Source organism: Microbulbifer mixtoriginis (SeqCode) (assembly GCF_052467515.1).
The window spans coordinates 1599916-1618262 of record NZ_CP174314.1; the positions used below are offsets into that span (position 1 = coordinate 1599916).

The 18347-nt window shown below is 46.3% G+C and carries 14 protein-coding genes; 8 read left to right on the plus strand and 6 right to left on the minus strand.

Going from position 1 to position 18347, the window contains the following annotated elements:
• Nucleotides 1-106: 106 nt before the first annotated feature.
• Nucleotides 107-1657 (minus strand): alkyl hydroperoxide reductase subunit F, encoded by a 1551-nt coding sequence (gene ahpF / locus ACJJIT_RS06850; protein WP_444900416.1) that lies wholly within the window; start codon nucleotides 1655-1657, stop codon nucleotides 107-109.
• Nucleotides 1658-1734: 77 nt separating this feature from the next.
• Nucleotides 1735-2301, minus strand: coding sequence for an alkyl hydroperoxide reductase subunit C (gene ahpC / locus ACJJIT_RS06855; protein ID WP_444900417.1), 567 nt, complete (start codon nucleotides 2299-2301; stop codon nucleotides 1735-1737).
• A 296-nt stretch (nucleotides 2302-2597) separates the two neighbouring features.
• Here ahpC (ACJJIT_RS06855) and ACJJIT_RS06860 point away from each other — a divergent pair, with 296 nt between their 5' ends.
• The 3 genes from ACJJIT_RS06860 (at nucleotide 2598) to ACJJIT_RS06870 (ending at nucleotide 9284) form a co-directional block, all read left to right on the plus strand.
• Nucleotides 2598-5954: a Gfo/Idh/MocA family oxidoreductase gene (locus tag ACJJIT_RS06860; RefSeq protein ID WP_444900418.1), complete on the plus strand. Its 3357-nt coding sequence runs from the start codon at nucleotides 2598-2600 to the stop codon at nucleotides 5952-5954.
• A complete protein-coding gene (locus ACJJIT_RS06865; RefSeq protein ID WP_444900419.1) occupies nucleotides 5951-7147 on the plus strand; it encodes an MFS transporter in 1197 nt (398 codons plus the stop codon). The genes ACJJIT_RS06860 and ACJJIT_RS06865 overlap by 4 nt, the downstream gene beginning before the upstream one ends.
• 562 nt (nucleotides 7148-7709) lie before the next feature.
• Nucleotides 7710-9284, plus strand: coding sequence for an ATP-binding cassette domain-containing protein (locus tag ACJJIT_RS06870; RefSeq protein ID WP_444900420.1), 1575 nt, complete (start codon nucleotides 7710-7712; stop codon nucleotides 9282-9284).
• A gap of 312 nt (nucleotides 9285-9596) precedes the next feature.
• On the opposite strand, the gene ACJJIT_RS06875 is transcribed toward ACJJIT_RS06870, so the two are convergent.
• Nucleotides 9597-10280 carry a glutathione S-transferase N-terminal domain-containing protein gene (locus ACJJIT_RS06875; RefSeq protein WP_444900421.1) on the minus strand — a complete coding sequence of 228 codons (684 nt, stop codon included), beginning with the start codon at nucleotides 10278-10280 and terminating at the stop codon, nucleotides 9597-9599.
• 363 nt (nucleotides 10281-10643) lie between these two features.
• On the opposite strand from ACJJIT_RS06875, the gene ACJJIT_RS06880 reads away from it, so the two are divergent.
• On the plus strand, nucleotides 10644-11681 hold the full coding sequence (locus ACJJIT_RS06880) for a Gfo/Idh/MocA family protein (protein ID WP_444900422.1): 1038 nt from the start codon (nucleotides 10644-10646) through the stop codon (nucleotides 11679-11681).
• A 173-nt stretch (nucleotides 11682-11854) separates the two neighbouring features.
• Here the strand turns inward: ACJJIT_RS06880 and ahpC (ACJJIT_RS06885) are convergent, their stop codons facing one another.
• Nucleotides 11855-12421: an alkyl hydroperoxide reductase subunit C gene (ahpC, locus tag ACJJIT_RS06885; RefSeq protein ID WP_252082162.1), complete on the minus strand. Its 567-nt coding sequence runs from the start codon at nucleotides 12419-12421 to the stop codon at nucleotides 11855-11857.
• Nucleotides 12422-12667: 246 nt separating this feature from the next.
• Between ahpC (ACJJIT_RS06885) and ACJJIT_RS06890 the strand changes: the two genes are divergently transcribed.
• The 3 genes from ACJJIT_RS06890 (at nucleotide 12668) to ACJJIT_RS06900 (ending at nucleotide 15196) form a co-directional block, all read left to right on the plus strand.
• Nucleotides 12668-13984 (plus strand): DUF2157 domain-containing protein, encoded by a 1317-nt coding sequence (locus ACJJIT_RS06890; protein WP_444900423.1) that lies wholly within the window; start codon nucleotides 12668-12670, stop codon nucleotides 13982-13984.
• Complete coding sequence (locus tag ACJJIT_RS06895) at nucleotides 13981-14502, plus strand: GDYXXLXY domain-containing protein (protein WP_444900424.1); 522 nt, start codon at nucleotides 13981-13983, stop codon at nucleotides 14500-14502. Before ACJJIT_RS06890 ends, ACJJIT_RS06895 begins: the two co-directional genes overlap by 4 nt.
• Before the next feature lie 94 nt (nucleotides 14503-14596).
• Complete coding sequence (locus ACJJIT_RS06900) at nucleotides 14597-15196, plus strand: lysostaphin resistance A-like protein (protein ID WP_444889945.1); 600 nt, start codon at nucleotides 14597-14599, stop codon at nucleotides 15194-15196.
• 32 nt (nucleotides 15197-15228) lie between these two features.
• Here the strand turns inward: ACJJIT_RS06900 and ACJJIT_RS06905 are convergent, their stop codons facing one another.
• The gene (locus tag ACJJIT_RS06905; RefSeq protein WP_252082158.1) at nucleotides 15229-15813 is read right to left on the minus strand and encodes an exopolysaccharide biosynthesis protein; all 585 of its coding nucleotides are present in this window, start codon (nucleotides 15811-15813) and stop codon (nucleotides 15229-15231) included.
• A gap of 277 nt (nucleotides 15814-16090) precedes the next feature.
• On the minus strand, nucleotides 16091-16732 hold the full coding sequence (locus tag ACJJIT_RS06910; protein ID WP_444900425.1) for an NAD-dependent epimerase/dehydratase family protein: 642 nt from the start codon (nucleotides 16730-16732) through the stop codon (nucleotides 16091-16093).
• Between the two features lie 244 nt (nucleotides 16733-16976).
• Between ACJJIT_RS06910 and ACJJIT_RS06915 the strand changes: the two genes are divergently transcribed.
• Nucleotides 16977-18215 (plus strand): alkylhydroperoxidase-related (seleno)protein, encoded by a 1239-nt coding sequence (locus tag ACJJIT_RS06915; protein WP_444900426.1) that lies wholly within the window; start codon nucleotides 16977-16979, stop codon nucleotides 18213-18215.
• Nucleotides 18216-18347 lie beyond the last annotated feature (132 nt).

Consider the following 18347-nt stretch of genomic DNA (forward strand, 5'->3'; position numbering starts at 1 on the left):
TATTGAACTTGGCAGGAAAGCCCTTATAGCGGCGTGGCGTGGAGAAATAGAAGGTGAAGATTGAGTGAGTGGCCGGTCAATGACCGGCCGTTTGATATTCTAGTCTTTATTCCACAGAAGACCGAATTAAGTAGTCAAACGCTCCCAGTGCCGCTGTGGCCCCTGCGCCCATTGAGATCACAATTTGCTTGTAGGGGGCAGTAGTGGCATCGCCGGCAGCGTAGACGCCTGGAATGGAAGTTGCGCCGCGCTCATCGATTTGAATTTCACCCATACGATTCATTACGACATCACTCTCTTTGAGGAATTCTGTATTTGGCACTAGTCCGATTTGCACAAAGACTCCTGCAAGGTAGAGCTTTTTACTCTCTCCCGATTTGCGATCGGTGTAGGCAAGGCCATTGACTTTGTTACCATCCCCCAATACTTCGGTAGTTTGTGCATTGAGGATAATATCGATGTTGTCCATTTGTTGTGCCTTGCGCACCAGTACTTCATCGGCACGCAGTGAGTCAGCGAACTCCAGTACGGTGACATGTTCGACAATTCCAGCAAGATCAATAGCCGCTTCAATACCAGAGTTACCACCGCCAATAACCGCTACGTGCTTACCTTTAAAGAAGGGCCCATCGCAATGGGGGCAGTAGGCTACGCCCTTGGTACGGTATTCCGCTTCGCCAGGTACACCAAGCTCTCTCCATCTTGCACCAGTGGCCAGTACCACAGAGCGACTGGATAGGGTGGCACCGCTCTTTAGTTCTATATCTACCAGTTCATTGCGCTGTAAGTTTGCCGCACGTTGGTCAGTAATAATATCTACACCGTATTCTTTAACGTGCTGTTCCAGGCTGGCTGCTAGCTTCGGGCCCTCTGTATAAGGTACGGAGATAAAGTTCTCGATACCTACAGTATCCATCACCTGGCCGCCGAAACGTTCGGCTACTAACCCGGTGCGAATACCTTTACGCGCAGCGTAGATAGCAGCTGCTGCGCCGGCAGGTCCACCACCAATGACTAGTAGGTCGTAAGGAGCCTTGTCATTCAGTTTTTCAGCTTTGCGTTTTGCGGTACCTGTATCCAGTTTGCCAATAATCTCCTCAAGGGACATTCTGCCTTGGCCAAAGTGTTCGCCGTTTAAGTAGACCGCAGGTACCGCCATTACATTGCGTTGCTCTACTTCCTGCTGAAACAACCCTCCATCAATCATCTCGTGGGTAATATTCGGGTTGAGGGTGGCCATCAGGTTCAGTGCCTGTACGACATCCGGGCAATTTTGGCAGGAGAGAGAAATATAGGTTTCAAAGTGAAATTTACCTTCCAGATTACGTACTTGCTCCAGTAGCTGCGGGTCTGCCTTGGATGGGTGGCCACCCGCTTGCAGGAGTGCCAGAACCAATGAGGTGAATTCGTGGCCCAGGGGAATACCGGCAAAGCTCACGCGGGGTTCCTCTCCAGCAGGGGCGATAGCCATGCTTGGTGCGCGCTTGGCCTGGCCCGGCTGTGCAGTAATTTTTTTGGAGAGCCCGGAGATTTGATCTACCAGGGTTTCCAGCTCTTTCGATTTTTCGCTGTTATCTGTGGACACACGAATCTCGATCGGTTTGACGATATTCTGCAGGTAAGTGTCCAGTTGTTTTTTCAGGTTTGCGTCCAACATCGGTGTGTCCTTTCTCTAACTAATTCAGGCTTGGTTGTGGCCCACCATCTAGATGGGCCGGGTCAGAGGTATTGGGTTTATATCTTGCCTACCAGATCGAGGGAGGGCGCTAAGGTTTCTTCACCTTCCTTCCACTTAGCAGGGCAGACTTCTCCAGGGTGAGCGGCGATGTACTGGGCCGCTTTGATCTTGCGTAACAGCTCACTGGCATCGCGGCCTATTCCGCCGGCTGTGATCTCCACAATCTGGATACGACCTTCCGGATCGATGACAAAGGTACCGCGATCGGCAATGCCTTCTTCTTCGATCATCACTCCAAAGTTACGAGTGATGGTGCCTGTGGGGTCGCCAATCATGGGGTATTGAATTTTACCGATGGTGTCAGAAGAGTCGTGCCAGGCCTTGTGGGTGAAGTGGGTATCGGTAGATAAGGAGTAGATCTCCACACCTAGCTTTTTGAACTCTTCGTAGTTGTCCGCTAGGTCACCCAGCTCCGTGGGGCATACAAAGGTGAAGTCTGCGGGATAGAAGAAGAACACCGCCCACTTGCCCTTTACGTCGGCGTCGCTGATATCGAAGAAGTCGCCATTCTGGTAGGCCTTGGCGTTAAAGGGCTTTAGTTGGGATTCGATGTAACGTGACATGGATAACTCCTTATTCATCACTTTCTATTCAGTCTTTGTCTTTGGAACGGCATTGATACTATCGATAGGTGTTATTTAATAAAAATTATCAATATAAATGCTTCTAATAAATTTTTCCAATCGATCATTGGTTTTTAGGAGAGGGAAGACGCCAGTTGGCTGATGTAGCCTTGTCGTTACAGGCTCAAGAACAGAAAAGACTTGGAGTCTAAATGGGAGGACGTTAGCAATGAGTTAAAGAAGGAGCTCGGATTCATGTGAGCCTGATAGGCTTCGATTTGATATGAGATTGCCCCATGAACCAAAATGTGGTGCATGTCATCGTGATTGGTGTTGGCTTGCCAGGGGAGTCAATCGGATGGCTGCATCTTTCTCAGTTGATGAGTATGCCTAATGTCGTAGTAGATGCCATCGTTGAGCAGCACTGGCTGTCTGCTGCTGTTTCGTCTTCTAAAAAAGGGATGGCATTTCATGAGGAGATGGCAAGGCTCAAAGATCAATTTGGTGACTTCAAACTCTATTCCTCTTTAGAACAATTACCTAAGGCAAATCTTTCCCATAAAAGTTTGGTGTTGATTTCAGTTAGAACTCAATCAACGAAAAGGATTTTTGATTTTGTAGTAGGCAAAGGGTATAGAAATATCTACCTGGAAAAACCTGGCGCCGACTCACTGGAAAAATTGCGTGACATGGAGAGACGTGCTGGTGAGGAGCATGTAAATGTTGTTATAGGCTATCAGAAGCATATCGCCAGCTACGTCAGCGAAGCTGAGAGAATTAATGAACAATGGCAGTTAAAGTCCAGAAGTGTGGGATTTATACATCACAATCCACATCCAGAAGCTAATTTGGAAAGCATCTTCAGGCAAAATGCCGAAGGTATGTTACTTAACCAATGCTGCCATGAGCTTGAGCTTTGTGTCGCAAAGTGGAATCTAGCCCCCCACAACATTGTGGATGTAGTGGTGAATCAGGATGAGACGGCACAGAAGCAATTTGGTGATATTGAGGATTTCAAAAAGCTATCTTTTACTTTAAAAACCAATTTGGGAATCAGTTTCTCCTTTCTGGCTACCCGTTGTGAAGGTGTAGAAAACTGTATAGTGATGCGGAAAGGGCTCAGGGGCAGGCCGATTTTCATTCGACAAGCTATGCCGGATAGGCTTGATCGCGCGCTTGAACTTACAAGAAAGGAAAAGGGGGCTATATGGTATTGCTATTTATTTGAACAAGATTATCGTGATTTGAAGAGGCTTTTCATTGAATCTATCTTGGATGATGATAATGAAAAATACCAGCGGCTACCGCGGTTAAATCATGCATGCAGTGTACTTGAGTTAGCCACATTGATTGAGCCTAGTATCAAGGCTCAAGTGCGAGCAGACGAAAACCATCACTCTATTGTCCAAGTTTCAGACACTATTTGTCAGGCCCCTACAAATCAGAGAATCTGGTATCACCACGGGCTGTTTGACCTCGGCAATCGGTTTCTTATTGAGCTCTTAAGGCCCCCAAAGAACAGAATTATTTGTTGTGTTGATGACAAGGTTTGGGGTTTGTATGAAAAATCTATCATTGCGTGGGAAAAGTCTGTTGGGGTTAAATTTATTCCAATTGTTATGAAGGGCGGTGAGCAGTCAAAAAATATTGACAGTCTTTTAAAAATGATTGATGAAATATGGAAGGTCAACCCTCTTCGTTATAGGGAGCCAATTGTAGCTATCGGGGGGGGAGCGGTAACGGATACAATAGGGTTTGTCAGTGCGGTATGGCGACGTAATACGCCCTGGATACGTATCCCAACCACTCTAATGGGCATGATTGACTCATCTATCGGTATTAAGGTTAGTGTAAACCACAACATCAAAAATGGGATAGGTGCTTTTCATAGCCCTTTGCACACAATAATTGATCCAACCTTCTTAAAAACTAATCCACAGCGAGTGCTGAAAAGCGCGATTGGTGAAATGATCAAGGTTGGCGTGGTATTTAATAGAAATGTACTCGATACATTGTCAGCCCAAGGTGCATCATTATTAGAAAATAAATTTCTGGGACCTGATGGGCTCCCGGGAGAAGCATCCTATAAATTATTAATAAATTGTATCGATGCAATGCTTGACAGTATTGCGGGAGATTTAAAAGAGGAGAACTTATCTAGGCCAATGGACTTTGGACATACGCTATCTCGATGGTTGGAACGTGATGAGGCTTTTAGGTTGATGCATGGTGAAGCTGTGGGTATTGATTGCCTATTTACTTCACTGGTTGCTGAACAGATGGGATTGATATCTAAGGCAGAAGTTAAATTGCTGTTTGACATTTACGTGAATCTGGGACTTTCCGCTAGTGTGAAGGGGCTGAGTCTGGATGTATACAAAACGGCAATTAAACAGATTTCAATCCACCGTTCAGGAACGTTACGCGCGCCTCTACCTGCACCTCTCGGAAGGTGCATATGGGTGAACAAAATAAAGGGTAAACATCTTGAGGGTGCCTGGAATAGCCTGCAAGAGAGGCTTTACTACCACCCTGAACTCGTATTAGATCCCGATACTATAGAAGATGAAGAGGGGCTGATTGAGGACGTAGAAATAGCGAATGTTTATACTCCAGAGAGGGTCTCTCCCCAAAAGCTACGTTGGGGGTTTATTGGTTGTGGAAGGATTGCGAATGATTTTGCCATAGTGATCAATTATCTGGAATCTGCAGAAATTCATGCTGTGGCTTCTAGGGACTTTGGGCGGGCTAAAGATTTTGCAGGTAAGCATGGAGTCTGTCGAGCATATGGAGATTACCAGGAATTAGTTTCTGACCCAGAAGTCGATATTGTCTATATTGCGACTATTCCCGAGTTGCATCGACAGCATGCTGAATTGGCTTTAAGGGCAGGGAAGCCGGTACTGATTGAAAAACCTATAGCGCTGACCGTCGAAGATGCCCAAAAGATTAAGGATCTTGCCAATAAAAAGCGGCTTTTTTGCATGGAAGGTATGTGGATGAGATTCTTTCCAGCTATACAACACTGCAGAAGCATTATAACTTCCGGTGGCATTGGGGATGTTTGTCAGCTACGGGCTGATTTGAGTTTTGATTTACTCATGGACGAAGGGCTTCAATCTCCTAAATGGAAAGTTGGGGCAGGTTTGGATGCCGGGGTATACCCAATACATGCAGCGTTGATGATACTGGGTCGGGATACATCAGATCTGGAGTTCTCCGGGGTACTTGATGATCATGGATTTAAGGAAGATGGAGCCGGACTGATTTATGCCCACTTTAATTCTGGATCTACTGCAGTTGTTTCTTGGAGTCATCTGGTGGAGGGAGCAGAAGAGTTGGAGATCTATGGAACTGAAGGCAGGATAAAAATTTTTACGCCGGCGCATTGTCCAACAAAGATTTCAACAACTAGAATTTCAGGCGATAGAAGATCGAATAATGTTTCTAAGATGTATGAATTCCCGCTGCCGAGAATTAGGGGTAAATTTAATTATCCCAACTCTGAGGGGCTATACTACGAGGCTCGGACTGTGCAGCAATGTTTGGAGAAAGGTTTAATTGAGTGCCCGGAGCTTCCTCTAGCAGACTCCGTGCGAGCGATTCAGATGGTTGTAGAGTGCGATCACTATATTAAAAGAAGAGCTGCGTGAAGCAAAAGATCTATTGGTTTGGATTGTTATCCTGTTATGGAGCGCTATTTCTTCTAGGTTTTATAGAGGTTTATAAGGCGCCAATTTATCCTCAAATCTTGGATTACTTTTCTGTAACCCCTTCTAAGGGTTCTACCTTTTTCTTTTTGTCTACTTTTTCTGCCTTATTATTGACTCTATCAGGATCTTTATGGGTAAAGAGAGTTAGAGTGATATCGGGTTTGGGGTTATTTGTCGCTTTTATGGGGGTTGGCTCAATACTATCGGGAGTTTCTGGTTATTATCATTCCTTTCCCACTCTTATTTTAGGAAGTTTTATTTTTGGAATGGGAGCAGGGGGCTGTATGGTACTGATTAATGTAGCAATCCCTCTTTTTGTTCCTCAAGATCTCGCGCGTCAAGGATATTGTGGGTTGCATAGCACCTATGGAGTTGCATCGATACTATCTCCCTTAATACCTGCATTATCCTATAAGTATTATTTTGACTGGGAAGGGGGGTTCTATTTATTTGGCGTACTTGCTGCTGTCATTCTTCTATATATTTATGTCGGCTTATTCAGAAGAAAAAGAAGGCATCAAACAGGAGGTGGGGACTTTGATCCCAGTGCTTATCGAGAAAACAGTAAACGAGATAAAGAGCCAAAAGAATGGTGGATTGCAATTGGGGGTGGGTTAATTGTTTCTGCATATAATGGATCTGAACACATCCTTGCTAGTCGACTTGTGTTATTTCTTGATGCAAGGGGTGGTCCATGGGCTGTTGAGGCAGATGTTTTACTTTCAATTTTTTTTGGCCTGCTGTGTATTGGAAGGATATTTTTTACCTTCATCCTTCTAAGGGGTAGTGCATTTATTTGGTTGATAATTTCTTTTGTATCAACAGCAGTTGTATTTCTTCTTGGTTATTGGGTTAATCCTTTGTGGTTGCCTGTATGTGGTCTAACTCTATCTTACCTTTTTCCCTATACGATGGAGTGGTTGACGCGTAGTTCAAGAAATCCACCGTTTACTGTTTCATTTTCTCTTGGAATGGGGGGCGTGTTTTTGATATTTGCCCATGCCTTAGTAGGATGGCTGGATGAGAATTATGGTATACAAACTGCTATCTATATAGTTCCAGTATTTCTTCTGGCGGGGATTGTTTTCTGCACACTGGTAGCCTTTATTGAGAGGTTGGTAAAGTCTCGGTAAGTTCCTGACAATCCATATTACCTTTATGGCTCAGAAAGAAAGTTAACCCGTTGAAATTCTTAATGTGCAGGGTTATTTAATCCTAACCATTCACTTACAGATGAATCAGTCTGACTATAAGAGAGTGGTTTGAACGAAAATACTGGCGGGTTGTTAAGGTACCCCCTTCCTACAAGTTGAGACTTAGAAAGCTACTAGATGGTCGGATTGGTGGCGCAGTGTTCAGTACCAAGTCTCGATGGAGAAGCATGTTAGGTTACTCTAGCCGCTAGGATAGTAGGTATCATCTAAGTTGATTGGTTTGCAAATAGTGCTTGAAATATATTGGCATATTAATTACGCTAAGCGCCTTTAATAGATGCCCACGCCTTGGGAAATACTAATCTAATATCTTGTCCGGAGTCATTTACGCCGATGAATTAAGCCCTGCGCATAACTGGAACTAAGTTCGCACTCTATCGCTGCGGACCTAATCAATCCTTTGCAGGTGGCGTATCTTCCTCAAACACCTATCTTGGCTGATAGCAGAAATACGCCGCACGGTCCTATGATCGGAGGGCATATGACAGCTATTTGTACTCTTGAAAACATCTCCCTGATATTTGGGGACACCCCGATTTTCCATAAAGTAAGCTTGGAATTACCTATTGGAATCACTGGATTAGTTGCACCTAATGGCAGCGGGAAATCCACACTACTAAGTGTTCTTCACGGTCAAGCTTCCGTTACTGGTGGTAAGGTCTCTTGGAGAAGACGCCATCATCTGGTGAAACAGCTTAATCCCCGACTTGATTTGCGGATCGTCGATTGTCTTGCAGATGGCCATTTGTATGAAGTTTTTTTACGGGTTGAGCAAGGGCATGCATCAGAGGATGACCTGATATCTGTTGCAGACTATTGGCACCTGCCTCTTATCTGGCAACGCCAGCTAGAGGAAGCAAAAATCAATGCGCCATTGGATACGCCGATAGAAAGACTGAGTGGTGGTCAGAGAGCCAAGTTAAGCCTTATCCATGCATTCTCTTTCTCAAACGACTACTTGCTGCTAGATGAGCCTAGCAATCATCTTGATCAGAGTGGACGGGAGTGGCTGCTAGAGAAAATCTTAAATCATGCAGGAGGGGCACTGGTCGCTAGCCATGATGTAGAGTTACTAGAAAATACTGGACAAATAATAGAGATTTATCAGCGAGGATTGAAAACCTATGGCGGCGCATACAGTGCGTATATGCAACAAAAAGAAACAGAGCAAGCAGCCCTACTCCAAAGGGCAGAGGATAATCGAAAAGAGTTCAACCAACTAAATAATGTCAGGCAGAAAAGTCTGCATAATTTCGCTACTAGACAACGGCAGGGAAAAGGCAAGCGGAACTCTCAAAGTAAGAGTCTTATGGACTCACAAAAAGATCGTGCAGGGAAAGGTCTTGGAAAATTAAAGCGAAAGTTAGAGCAGCGCCAGTTACAGTTAGAGAAAAAAAGAGAGGAAATAAGTAAAATAACAGTAATTGAGTCACAGAGACTAAGGCCGCAAAAGCTATCCCTCACTAAGTGTGATTCTTGCAAATCAATACAATTACATCTTGAAAATTTGCAGCTCCCATATGGTTCTCATAATAAGCCTATATCTTTAACACTCCGCAAGGGGGAACGTTGGAGGATAGCGGGTGGCAATGGTAGTGGAAAATCCACTCTGCTAAAGGTCATAGCTGGTCAGCTAAAAGCTCTAAGTGGTGTCTGCCAAAATCGTGGAAGTTTGTGTTATTTAGATCAGGACTTCAGTTTTCTCAATAAAGAGTTATCCGCCTTAGAGAATCTTTTCTATCTTCACCCCGGTAGAAAAGAATCTGAATGGCGTACCATGCTAGGTAGTTTGCGGCTAAGGGGAGATACGCCGCTGCTGCCTCTCAGGCTCCTAAGTGGAGGGGAGCAACTAAAAGTGGCATTACTTGCCGTTACACGGGGCACCATTGCCACAGACCTCATACTACTAGACGAGCCAGATAATCACTTGGATCTGGATTCCCGCCAGCTATTAGTAAATGCCATTATGGATTTTTCTGGTGCTGTCTTATTGGTCTCACATGATCTGAGTTTTATTAATGCTATAGGTGTAGATAGTCAGCTCAATTTGGATTGAAGAATCTTTATCGTTTGGTAGGTAAGGGGTGTTTGTAGGTAGTGTGTCACAGGTGGCAATCTATATAGTTGATCATGATAATAGCTAGGTTACTTTGTATTTTTTATCAATAATCTCTGGACATTTGCTATTATCGAGAGGCTTTGGGGTGGGTTTTCACCATAATTCCAAGTCTTGGATTGGCTAATCTTTCGGGGGGGTACAGGGGGCTTAGCCTGGTTAGCTCTCTGTAAGATCTACAACACATCTGTTGTTCACCCCTATGAAGCCTTAGTTTAAATTGGGTTTAGCTGGAAGTGGGATATCTATAGTTTATCCTTGTCCTCTCTTGTCTCTTATTATCCTCCCAATATCCTTTTCCATTTCTTCATATTCTGAAACTTTCCATGGTTCCTGTATGGCCTGACCTATCCATTCCTTTAAATTTGGTAAAGCCAATATCTTGTTGAAATATTGGTTTGTCTCTGTGCTAACTGATAAATTGTAGTTATTTATTTTAATGATTGTTGGAGAGTAGAATGCATCTGCGGCGGTAAACTTTTCGCCGGCAAGGAAAGGGCCGCCAAAATTTCTAAGTCCTTCCTGCACCAGATCATCAATTCGGGTGAGCGCTTTACTAAGATTATCTGGTATTACTGGGGTGTTAACTTCTGTCGCGCAGCTTAGCGATTTGCTATTGAAGAATTCAAAGTCTGAGTGCATTTCTGCTGAAATACTGCGCGCCCAAGCTCTGGCAGACCTATTCATTGGCCAGATGAGAGAGATTTTTTCGGCTAGATACTCTGTAATTGAAAGAGAATCCCAGATTAAGAGATTGTTATCTTTCAGGCAAGGTAGTTTTCCGCTAGGTGAGAAACTGGAAAATTTTTTCCAACTATCCCCACCCTCAAAAGTGATCATTTTTTCCTCGAACGGTATACACATCTCCTTCATTAAGAGCCAAACTCTTAAAGACCATGAAGAGTAGTTTTTATTGGCAATAAATAGCTGGTACATGATGGTTTGATTACATTTAGTAAGATGTAGTAATAGAGGCAAGCTTATTGTCTTCGATTTGATATCTCGGTTAATGAAATATTGCTATATCTATTACTTGCCATTATAGGAAAAAGACGTTCAGTAAGTTGTACTATTTCAAAATTCATTAGGGGGTTTGGATAATTGTCACTTTTCCAGATCGCAAATGACTAGTCGGTCAAGATGTTTGGTTGGTTCAATTTATAACTCCGCAGCGTTTATTTGGCGGTAAGCCTAACTTTTTTCATTACACTGGTGTTTAACAACTTATTGGAGATTAACCCAGTGGGCCTATATACATCCGAGTCGGGTATGGTTGTATCGCCTATGGATAATCTACCTATGGAAAGTGAGCGGGTGTATAGGTGGGGTTTTATTGGTTGTGGGAAAATTGCAAACGACTTTGCCTTGGTGCTGAATTTTCTTGAGTCAGCCCAAGTCTATGCAGTTGCGGCAAGGGATATTGGCCGTGCGCAGGCATTTGCAATATTGCATGGGGCTAAAAGATATTATGGGAATTATGCAAACTTGGTGAGTGACCCTCTTGTAGATATAGTCTATATCGCAACCACAACAGAGTCTCATGCTGAACATGCCATTTTGGCTCTAAATGCAGGAAAACATGTCTTTATTGAAAAGCCAGTCGCTCTTTCTGTAGAAGATATCGTTAAAATAAAAGTTCTGGCCAGGGAAAAAGGCCTGTTTTGTAGTGAGGCTATGTGGATGCGTTTCTTTCCAGCAATTGAATACTCACGAAAAATAGTTGAAAGTGGTGATATCGGAGAGGTCCAGCAAGTTAGAGCAGATTTAAGTTTTGACCTAAAGCGTGATGAAGGATTAAATTCGCCAACCTGGAAAACAGGAGGCAGCTTCGATGCTGGGGTTTACCCTATTCATCAAGCTTTAATATTTGGTGGAAGTAATATTAAAGAAACTGACTGTGCTGGAGTAATTGATGGCTATGGTTTTGGGCAAGTGGCCGCAGGCGCAATGCATATCCATTTTGAAGGGTCATCAACAGCAATAGCAACCTGGAGCATTTTATATGAAGGTGCGGAGGAGATGGATATATATGGGTCGAAAGGTCGGATTAGAGTGCAAGCCCCCGCGCATAGTCCAACATGTCTTTCATTAATTAAGTACGGTGGAAGCCGCCGTAATCCAAAAAATGTTGTTGAAACACAGGTTTTCCATCTCCCTAGTATTCAGGGGGAATTTAACTTTCCAAGTTCAGAGGGGCTCATTTATGAGGCTGCAGCGGTACAACGCTGTATTTCTGCAGGACGCACTGAATGCCCTCAAGCTCCTATGGATGAATCATTATTGGCTATTCAGTTATTATCCGAGTGCGATCGTATCATCAAAAGTAGGGAGAACTAGATTCTTACTGCACTCAAATTTGTGATGATCAGGTGAGCTTTTTCTGAAAAGAAATCCGTGGTAAAGCTTACTCTATTGAATTTGTTCGGATCAGTTTGTCAGAATTTATAAATGACAATGCCCACCAAAGAGTGGGCAAAGCCAGTTCCAATCCTGTGAGGGCTTGGGAAAACTTAAATCTTACCTACCAGGTCGAGAGACGGGGCTAAGGTTTCCTCGCCTTCCTTCCACTTGGCCGGGCATACCTCACCGGGGTGTTCGGCCACGTACTGGGCGGCCTTGATTTTACGTAGCAGTTCGTTGGCGTCGCGGCCAATACCACCTGCAGTGATCTCAACGATCTGAATACGGCCTTCCGGGTCAATTACAAAGGTGCCGCGGTCTGCGATACCTTCTTCCTCAATCATTACGCTGAAGTTGCGGGTGATAGTGCCGGTGGGATCACCAATCATCGGGTACTGGATCTTACCGATGGTTTCAGAGGAATCGTGCCACGCTTTATGGGTGAAGTGGGTATCGGTGGATACGGAGTAAATCTCCACTCCCAACTTCTTGAACTCTTCATAGTTGTCGGCCAGATCGCCCAGCTCGGTGGGGCAAACAAAGGTGAAGTCGGCGGGGTAAAAGAAGAATACCGCCCACTTGCCTTTGACATCGGCATCGCTGACGTCGTGAAACTCGCCATTTTGGTAGGCTTTGGCGTTGAAGGGTTTAAGTTCGGATTCGATGTAACGGGACATGGGTAACTCCTTAAGTGAATACCGCGTTGTGTCAGTAATTTCTCTGGGCTTAATACTATTGGTGGTTTAATTTTGATAAAAATTAACAATTTAAATGTGTCAGATAGCTTGTCGCTATCTTGCTGCCCTGGGGCTTGACCGGCTTGGTTGTTAGATTGTGGATGGAGACGACATCAGAGATACTCCAAAGACTTACAGCGGGCGCTGAACAGCGCCGCAATGGATATTTGGCCGCAGGACAGTGGTATGCGATTGATACGCTTATTGAAATATGACTTGGCGCGTGAAGCCGAGGATTGGGTGGATGACGGGGTGATCAGCGAGGCACAGGCAGAGCTAATCTGCGCCCGCTACCAGGTGGATTATCGTAGTGCCCGGCAGCGCTCACTGGGCTACAACGTGTTAGTGGGGCTCGCTTATCTATTTATCGCGCTCGCACTGATCACCCTGATTGGCGCCAATTGGGAAGAAATCCCCCGCGCGTTGCGTATGGGCGGTTTGATTGTGCTAACGCTGGTCACTCAGTGTGTTGCCTTGCGAGCTTATTGCACAGGGGGCCGCCGTGCAGGCGAAGGACTCTTTCTACTGGGGAACTTCTTTTTTGGTGCCGCGATAATCCTGATCGCACAAATCTACCATCTGGGTGAGCATATGCCCGATGGAATCTTTTGGTGGGCACTGGGTTGTTTACCATTTGCCTTGATTACCCGCAGCCCTTGGCTGGCCATTCAGGCTAATGTGCTGGCACTGCTGTGGTTTTTTTTACAGGTGAGCATGGGCTATTACCCGGCGCTCTTCCCGCTCTTTATAGCGCTATCTCTCTATGTACTTTTACGCGGGCGAGCGAGCTCCATTCTTATGCTGCTGCTTGTGGTGAGCATCGGCTTCTGGATCGAATTCTCGCTATCGGAATTCTGGCGTGGCGAGCAGCTGGGCGCGGGGCTGGAATTTTATTCAGAGAATCTGGCGGTGGCGGTCTCCCTGTTTATTCTGCTGTATACCTTTAGTCATTGGCTGGCGCTGAGGGCTTCGCCGGTGGCCAAGGACTACGCTGCAGTAATCTCGGTGTGGTGTCTGCGTTTTGCCCTGGCCAGCCTGTTGGTATTCAGCTTTGCACAGCCTTGGGAGGCGTTGATCGAGGCCGATTGGCAACACCGGTTGTCTCTGTGGCTGGTGGTGGCCGCGATGGCCACTGTTACTCTGCTGTTGGCACTGCCGGCCAGGCGCTTGATATCGAGTGGTTTGCTCTATGTGTTCTTTATTGGTGCCCTCATCACTGTCAGTAGCAGTGATAACCAAGACTTGGCGATGTATTTGCAAGTGGCTACCAATTTCGCCCTTATTGGCTGTGGTAGCTGGTTAATTTACCGGGGTATTCACGATGGTATTTCCCATTATTTCTTCCTTGGGGTGATGTCGATACTGATCACAGCATTGCTGCGTTATATCGATCTGATCGGTGATTACCTGGGGGCTTCGCTGATCTTTATTTTATTTGCGGGCCTGTTATTGGGCGCCGCCAAGTACTGGAAGTACCACCAGGGCAGGGAGGGAGCACAATGAAAAAGGGACTGACTTTTGCCTTGGGTACGGCGATAGCTGCACAGTTTTTGATTCTGGTAGGCATGTATGTAAAGGCACAGGTGCCGCTTTGGACTGGAGAGCCAATCCGGGTAAAAACGATACCGGTAGACCCCCGCTCCCTGTTTCGCGGCAACTATGCGCGCTTGAATTACGACTTTTCCCGTATTGCCAAGTCAGCCTTAACGGGAGAACGCCCTATACGAGAGGGGGAGGTGGTGTATGTCTCCTTGAAAAAATCCCCCTCAGGGCTTTATGAATTTTCTGCGGCGAGCCTGGAAAAACCGAACGAGGGGATATTTATTAAGGGGCGGATTGCCGGTGCTAATCCCTGGAGTGCAGAGCAATTTTACCGCATCAAGTACGGTATAGAGGCCTACTTTGCCCCCAAAGAAAAGGCCCTGCAGTTGGAGCGGGAATTACGCGATGGTGGGATTGCCGAGCTTATGGTAGCGCCCAGTGGTCAGGTGAGCCTCAAGAGTGTAATAGGGGGCGGCTGAGTCACTCACGTTATGCTTTGGAGTTGTAACGCGAGGCTGTATTGGGCCAAGAGTCGAGGGAAAAAAACAGCTCTAAAGAATGGAGTCAGAATCTATGTCACAGGGAAAAAAGCGCCAGATAAATATCTTCAGCACCATGATGTGGGTGCAGGGGGCTTGCCTGTTGTTGGCAGTGATCGGACTTTGGCTTTCCGATGTGACGCTATCACCAGCAAGAGGCGACCCGTGGAGTTCTATTGCCTGGGGAGTCTTGGGCGCACTGTTTAGCTTTGCTGTGGTTGTGGCATTGACCCGCGCCCATCACCGCGTGGGGCGTACTCTGCGTTGGTACTGTGCCCAGCTGGCGCCAATTTTCTGCAAAATGCCCTTGGCCCAGGTGGTACTGTTGTCTCTCGCCGCAGGTGTTTGTGAGGAGTTGTTATTTCGTGGCTTTCTGCAAACCTGGCTGTCGCAACTGAGCTCCCCGCTGCTGGGGTTGCTCGGAGCTTCTTTCGTTTTTGCCCTTCTTCACTGGGCTTCGCTGATCTATGTGCTGCTAATTTTCGCATTTGGCTTAATCCTTGGTTTTGTCTACCAAGCCAGCGGCAGCCTATTGGGGGTGGTTGTCTGGCATGCCCTCTACGATTTTTTTGCCCTGGCCACACTTGCCTATTACCCGAAAGTACTGGGTGCGGACCGTTGGCTGGTCAAGTAACAGACGCATTTTAGTGGCTGAGTGCGTCAGCCTTAAAGCAGGGTATGCGCTAGTAGTAGGGTTAGTAGGGCGGTCATGGTAAAGCCGATCAGCGCTAGCAAGCCATCGTGAGCCACCAAGGCCAGCCCAAAAATAGTGAGGGCGAAGCCGGCTGTAGTGGCCGAAAAGGGCACCAGTTCCATCAGCGGCATTGTCAGGGCGATAAGTGAGCAAGTAGTGGCAATAGCATAGGTACCACTGCGCTTTACCAGAAAATGCAGGCGTGGCTGCATCCAGTGATCGGCAAACTCTGCCGGTCGCCTCAACCAGTGCAATGCTCGGGTGAGCTTCTTCTTGGAAATCGAACGGTTTAATAGCCACTGGGGCAGCCACACATGTTTGCGCCCCAGTAGCAGCTGAATGGCCACTAGTAGGAGTAATGCTGCCATGGAGGTAGATATGCCGGGCACGCCGCTTAGGGGAGAAAATAGAATCAATCCCACCACCAGCAGAAAGGGCGCATAAGAACCGAGCCCTACGGCATCTATTACCAACTCTAGGGAGACCCGTTCAGTATGCCGGCAGCTGGCTTCTATGTGTTCCAGCAGCTGGCATAGGCCGGTAAATTCCTGGGGCATAGGCTTAGGCTTCAATGCCCATTACTGATTGATCGGACAAGAACGGTGAGTCGGGATCTTCCATCCGGGATCTTCCATCTGGGATCTTCCATCCGGGATCTTCCATACTGGCGCTTATGCCGGTGATAGACTACGTAGATAAGCAGCAGGGAGGGGGCTAAAGACAGGAGCAGCCTAGATAAATAGTGCACAAACAACAGCATGGCGTTCACCGCAAAGGGAATCCTATAGAGATAGTCTGTGCCGCCAAAGCCTCAAGCGCCAGCCCAAAAAGGCGCTAGTTGGAAAACAATTCATCCAGAGTGAAGGTTTCTTGGCCTTTGCCCTCTTTAAGGCTCTCTCTCACCATCTTTGCCGCTACCTGAGCACCCTCGATTGGGCGATAACGCTGTAGTCCGGGGAGTCGGCAGATCCAGGGTAATAATATGGCGCCAATTTTCTCTGCTGGACGGGAATCGCCCCGCTCACCTAAAAGTAGGGAAGGGCGAAAGATACTGGTTCGTGCAAAGGGCAAAGATAAAATTTCCTGTTCAAGTTCCCCCTTCATTTGCAAGTAGGCATTGCCACTTTTGGTATTGGCACCGCTAGAGGATACCAGCAGGTAATGCGACACCCCATTATCCGCAGCGAGCTTTGCCGCCTGGTATTGATACTCCACATCCACCTTATGTTGTTGCTCCAGGCTGCCGGCTTGTTTTTTGGTAGTGCCAAGGCAGGAAAAAAGCAAGTCACCATGGAATAAGTCTGCATAGTCCGTCAGATGTTCAAAGTCCACAATTTCATTGCGTACCTTGGGGTGGCGAATAGGGACATCTCGGCGGGTAAGAGTGATTATCTCATCGATAGCGGATTCCTTTGCCAACAGTTCAACCAGTTCACTGCCAATCAGTCCCGTTGCACCGATAATAATTGCCTTCATTATAAAAATTTCCGACTCATACATTTGCCAATTAGCTGATGATCCACTATTTAGGGGCGGGGTTGTCAAGTGTATTGGTCCCTTTCCCCGCTGTAAATTTTCCGACTATTTTTTTAAATAAATGGGCGATTTATTTAAAAAATTAATTCTAAAAATAAATGTAGAAATGTTTGCTTATTACATATTAATCTCCTTCGTAATTGTTGGTGAAGGTATCAACCCTTTTAGGGAGTCGGATTGAACAATGCTATTTGATTACTCGAAACAGAAGTTGCCTATTCGTGAAGGTCTACGTGAGGCAAATTTAAAAGCCTGGCAGTTTATTGGGGAGACCGGTAATTGGTGGTCTGCCCAGCAGCACCTTGCCATTGCCAGAGAGGTGCGTGGAGCACATGAATGTGCATTTTGCCGAGAGCGGAAGAAAGCGCTTTCACCTTATCAGGTGGAGGGACGGCATGAATCTAATTTGGAACTTTCCGAAGTTATTGTCGATACAGTTCACCGTATAGTGACAGACTCATCCCGCTTAAGTGAAGAGTGGTTTAAAAGACTAATACTCTCAGAAATCTCCAAGGGACAGTATGTGGAGTTGGTCGCTGTAGTTGTATTTGTCATGAATGTGGATACCTTCCATCGGGCACTGGGTTTACCTTTGGAGGCATTGCCAGAAATTCAAACTTTAGTGAATGAATCGCCATCGAAATATATTCCCGAAGGCCTGGAAGAGGGTGCAGCCTGGGTGCCAATGATCGGTAAGAGCCAGTGTGCCGAGGAGGAGCAAGATTTATATAGGGATGTCCCCAAGCCCACTAATGTGCTTAGAGCTTTGAGTTTGGTGCCAGAGGCGGTGCGTTGTCAGCGCTATATGGAGAATCGTTATTACTTTTTACCCTCTGAAGTCATGCAGGTAGGTGAGAGTCACGATCGTGCACTATCTCGTATAGAAATTGAGTTAGTCGCTACCAGGGTGTCGATGAATAACGAGTGCTTCTATTGTTCGGCGTCTCACGCAATGTTGTTACAAGTAAGCGGAGAGGTGCAGGGTAAGCAGCAAAATATCACCGACTTGCTCTCTTCGGAAAGAGCGGCAGCTAGTGAAAATAATGGACCTGGTAATGGGGGAATTTCCGGGGAGTATGCGGAGCTTATTGGCTTTGTGGACGCTGCTATGGGGGATGATAATCAGCAACTTGTCCTCGCCAGGGAGAAGTTATCCAAGGAGCATGGTGATTCTGCACTGGTGGATACGGCCGCGCTAATAGGCAGTTTCCAGCGTATGAATCGTATTGCCAGCGCCACAGGAATAGAGCTAGATCAAGAAGTGGATCTGTTAAGTCAGCAGGTACAAAGTCAACTGGCGCTGGATACATATGCCCAGGCAAGTGAGACGACGGCCGGGGGTAAGGCATTGGGGTGGCTGTTTGCCAAGGTTCGCCCGATTTTGTTTAAAATGGTGGGGAAAAGAGCCAGGGATAGGGCTTAAGTAGCAAGCTACTCTCCCTTTGGAATAGTGAGCCAGATTCAATTGATAAAATGCCTATGGTGGGCTAGAAAAGCCCATATGCCAATGAGGATGAAGCGTCTACCGTTATAATCGTTATCGGTATAGTGTGGA

Coding starts and splice junctions, on each gene's coding strand:
- ACJJIT_RS06910 (WP_444900425.1), bottom strand. CDS start 16,732: ATGAAGGCAATTATTATCGGTGCAACGGGACTGATTGGCAGTGAACTG.
- ahpF (WP_444900416.1), bottom strand. CDS start 1,657: ATGTTGGACGCAAACCTGAAAAAACAACTGGACACTTACCTGCAGAAT.
- ahpC (WP_252082162.1), bottom strand. CDS start 12,421: ATGTCCCGTTACATCGAATCCGAACTTAAACCCTTCAACGCCAAAGCC.
- ACJJIT_RS06880 (WP_444900422.1), top strand. CDS start 10,644: ATGGAAAGTGAGCGGGTGTATAGGTGGGGTTTTATTGGTTGTGGGAAA.
- ahpC (WP_444900417.1), bottom strand. CDS start 2,301: ATGTCACGTTACATCGAATCCCAACTAAAGCCCTTTAACGCCAAGGCC.
- ACJJIT_RS06895 (WP_444900424.1), top strand. CDS start 13,981: ATGAAAAAGGGACTGACTTTTGCCTTGGGTACGGCGATAGCTGCACAG.
- ACJJIT_RS06905 (WP_252082158.1), bottom strand. CDS start 15,813: ATGCCCCAGGAATTTACCGGCCTATGCCAGCTGCTGGAACACATAGAA.
- ACJJIT_RS06870 (WP_444900420.1), top strand. CDS start 7,710: ATGACAGCTATTTGTACTCTTGAAAACATCTCCCTGATATTTGGGGAC.
- ACJJIT_RS06890 (WP_444900423.1), top strand. CDS start 12,668: ATGCGATTGATACGCTTATTGAAATATGACTTGGCGCGTGAAGCCGAG.
- ACJJIT_RS06900 (WP_444889945.1), top strand. CDS start 14,597: ATGTCACAGGGAAAAAAGCGCCAGATAAATATCTTCAGCACCATGATG.
- ACJJIT_RS06875 (WP_444900421.1), bottom strand. CDS start 10,280: ATGTACCAGCTATTTATTGCCAATAAAAACTACTCTTCATGGTCTTTA.
- ACJJIT_RS06860 (WP_444900418.1), top strand. CDS start 2,598: ATGAACCAAAATGTGGTGCATGTCATCGTGATTGGTGTTGGCTTGCCA.
- ACJJIT_RS06915 (WP_444900426.1), top strand. CDS start 16,977: ATGCTATTTGATTACTCGAAACAGAAGTTGCCTATTCGTGAAGGTCTA.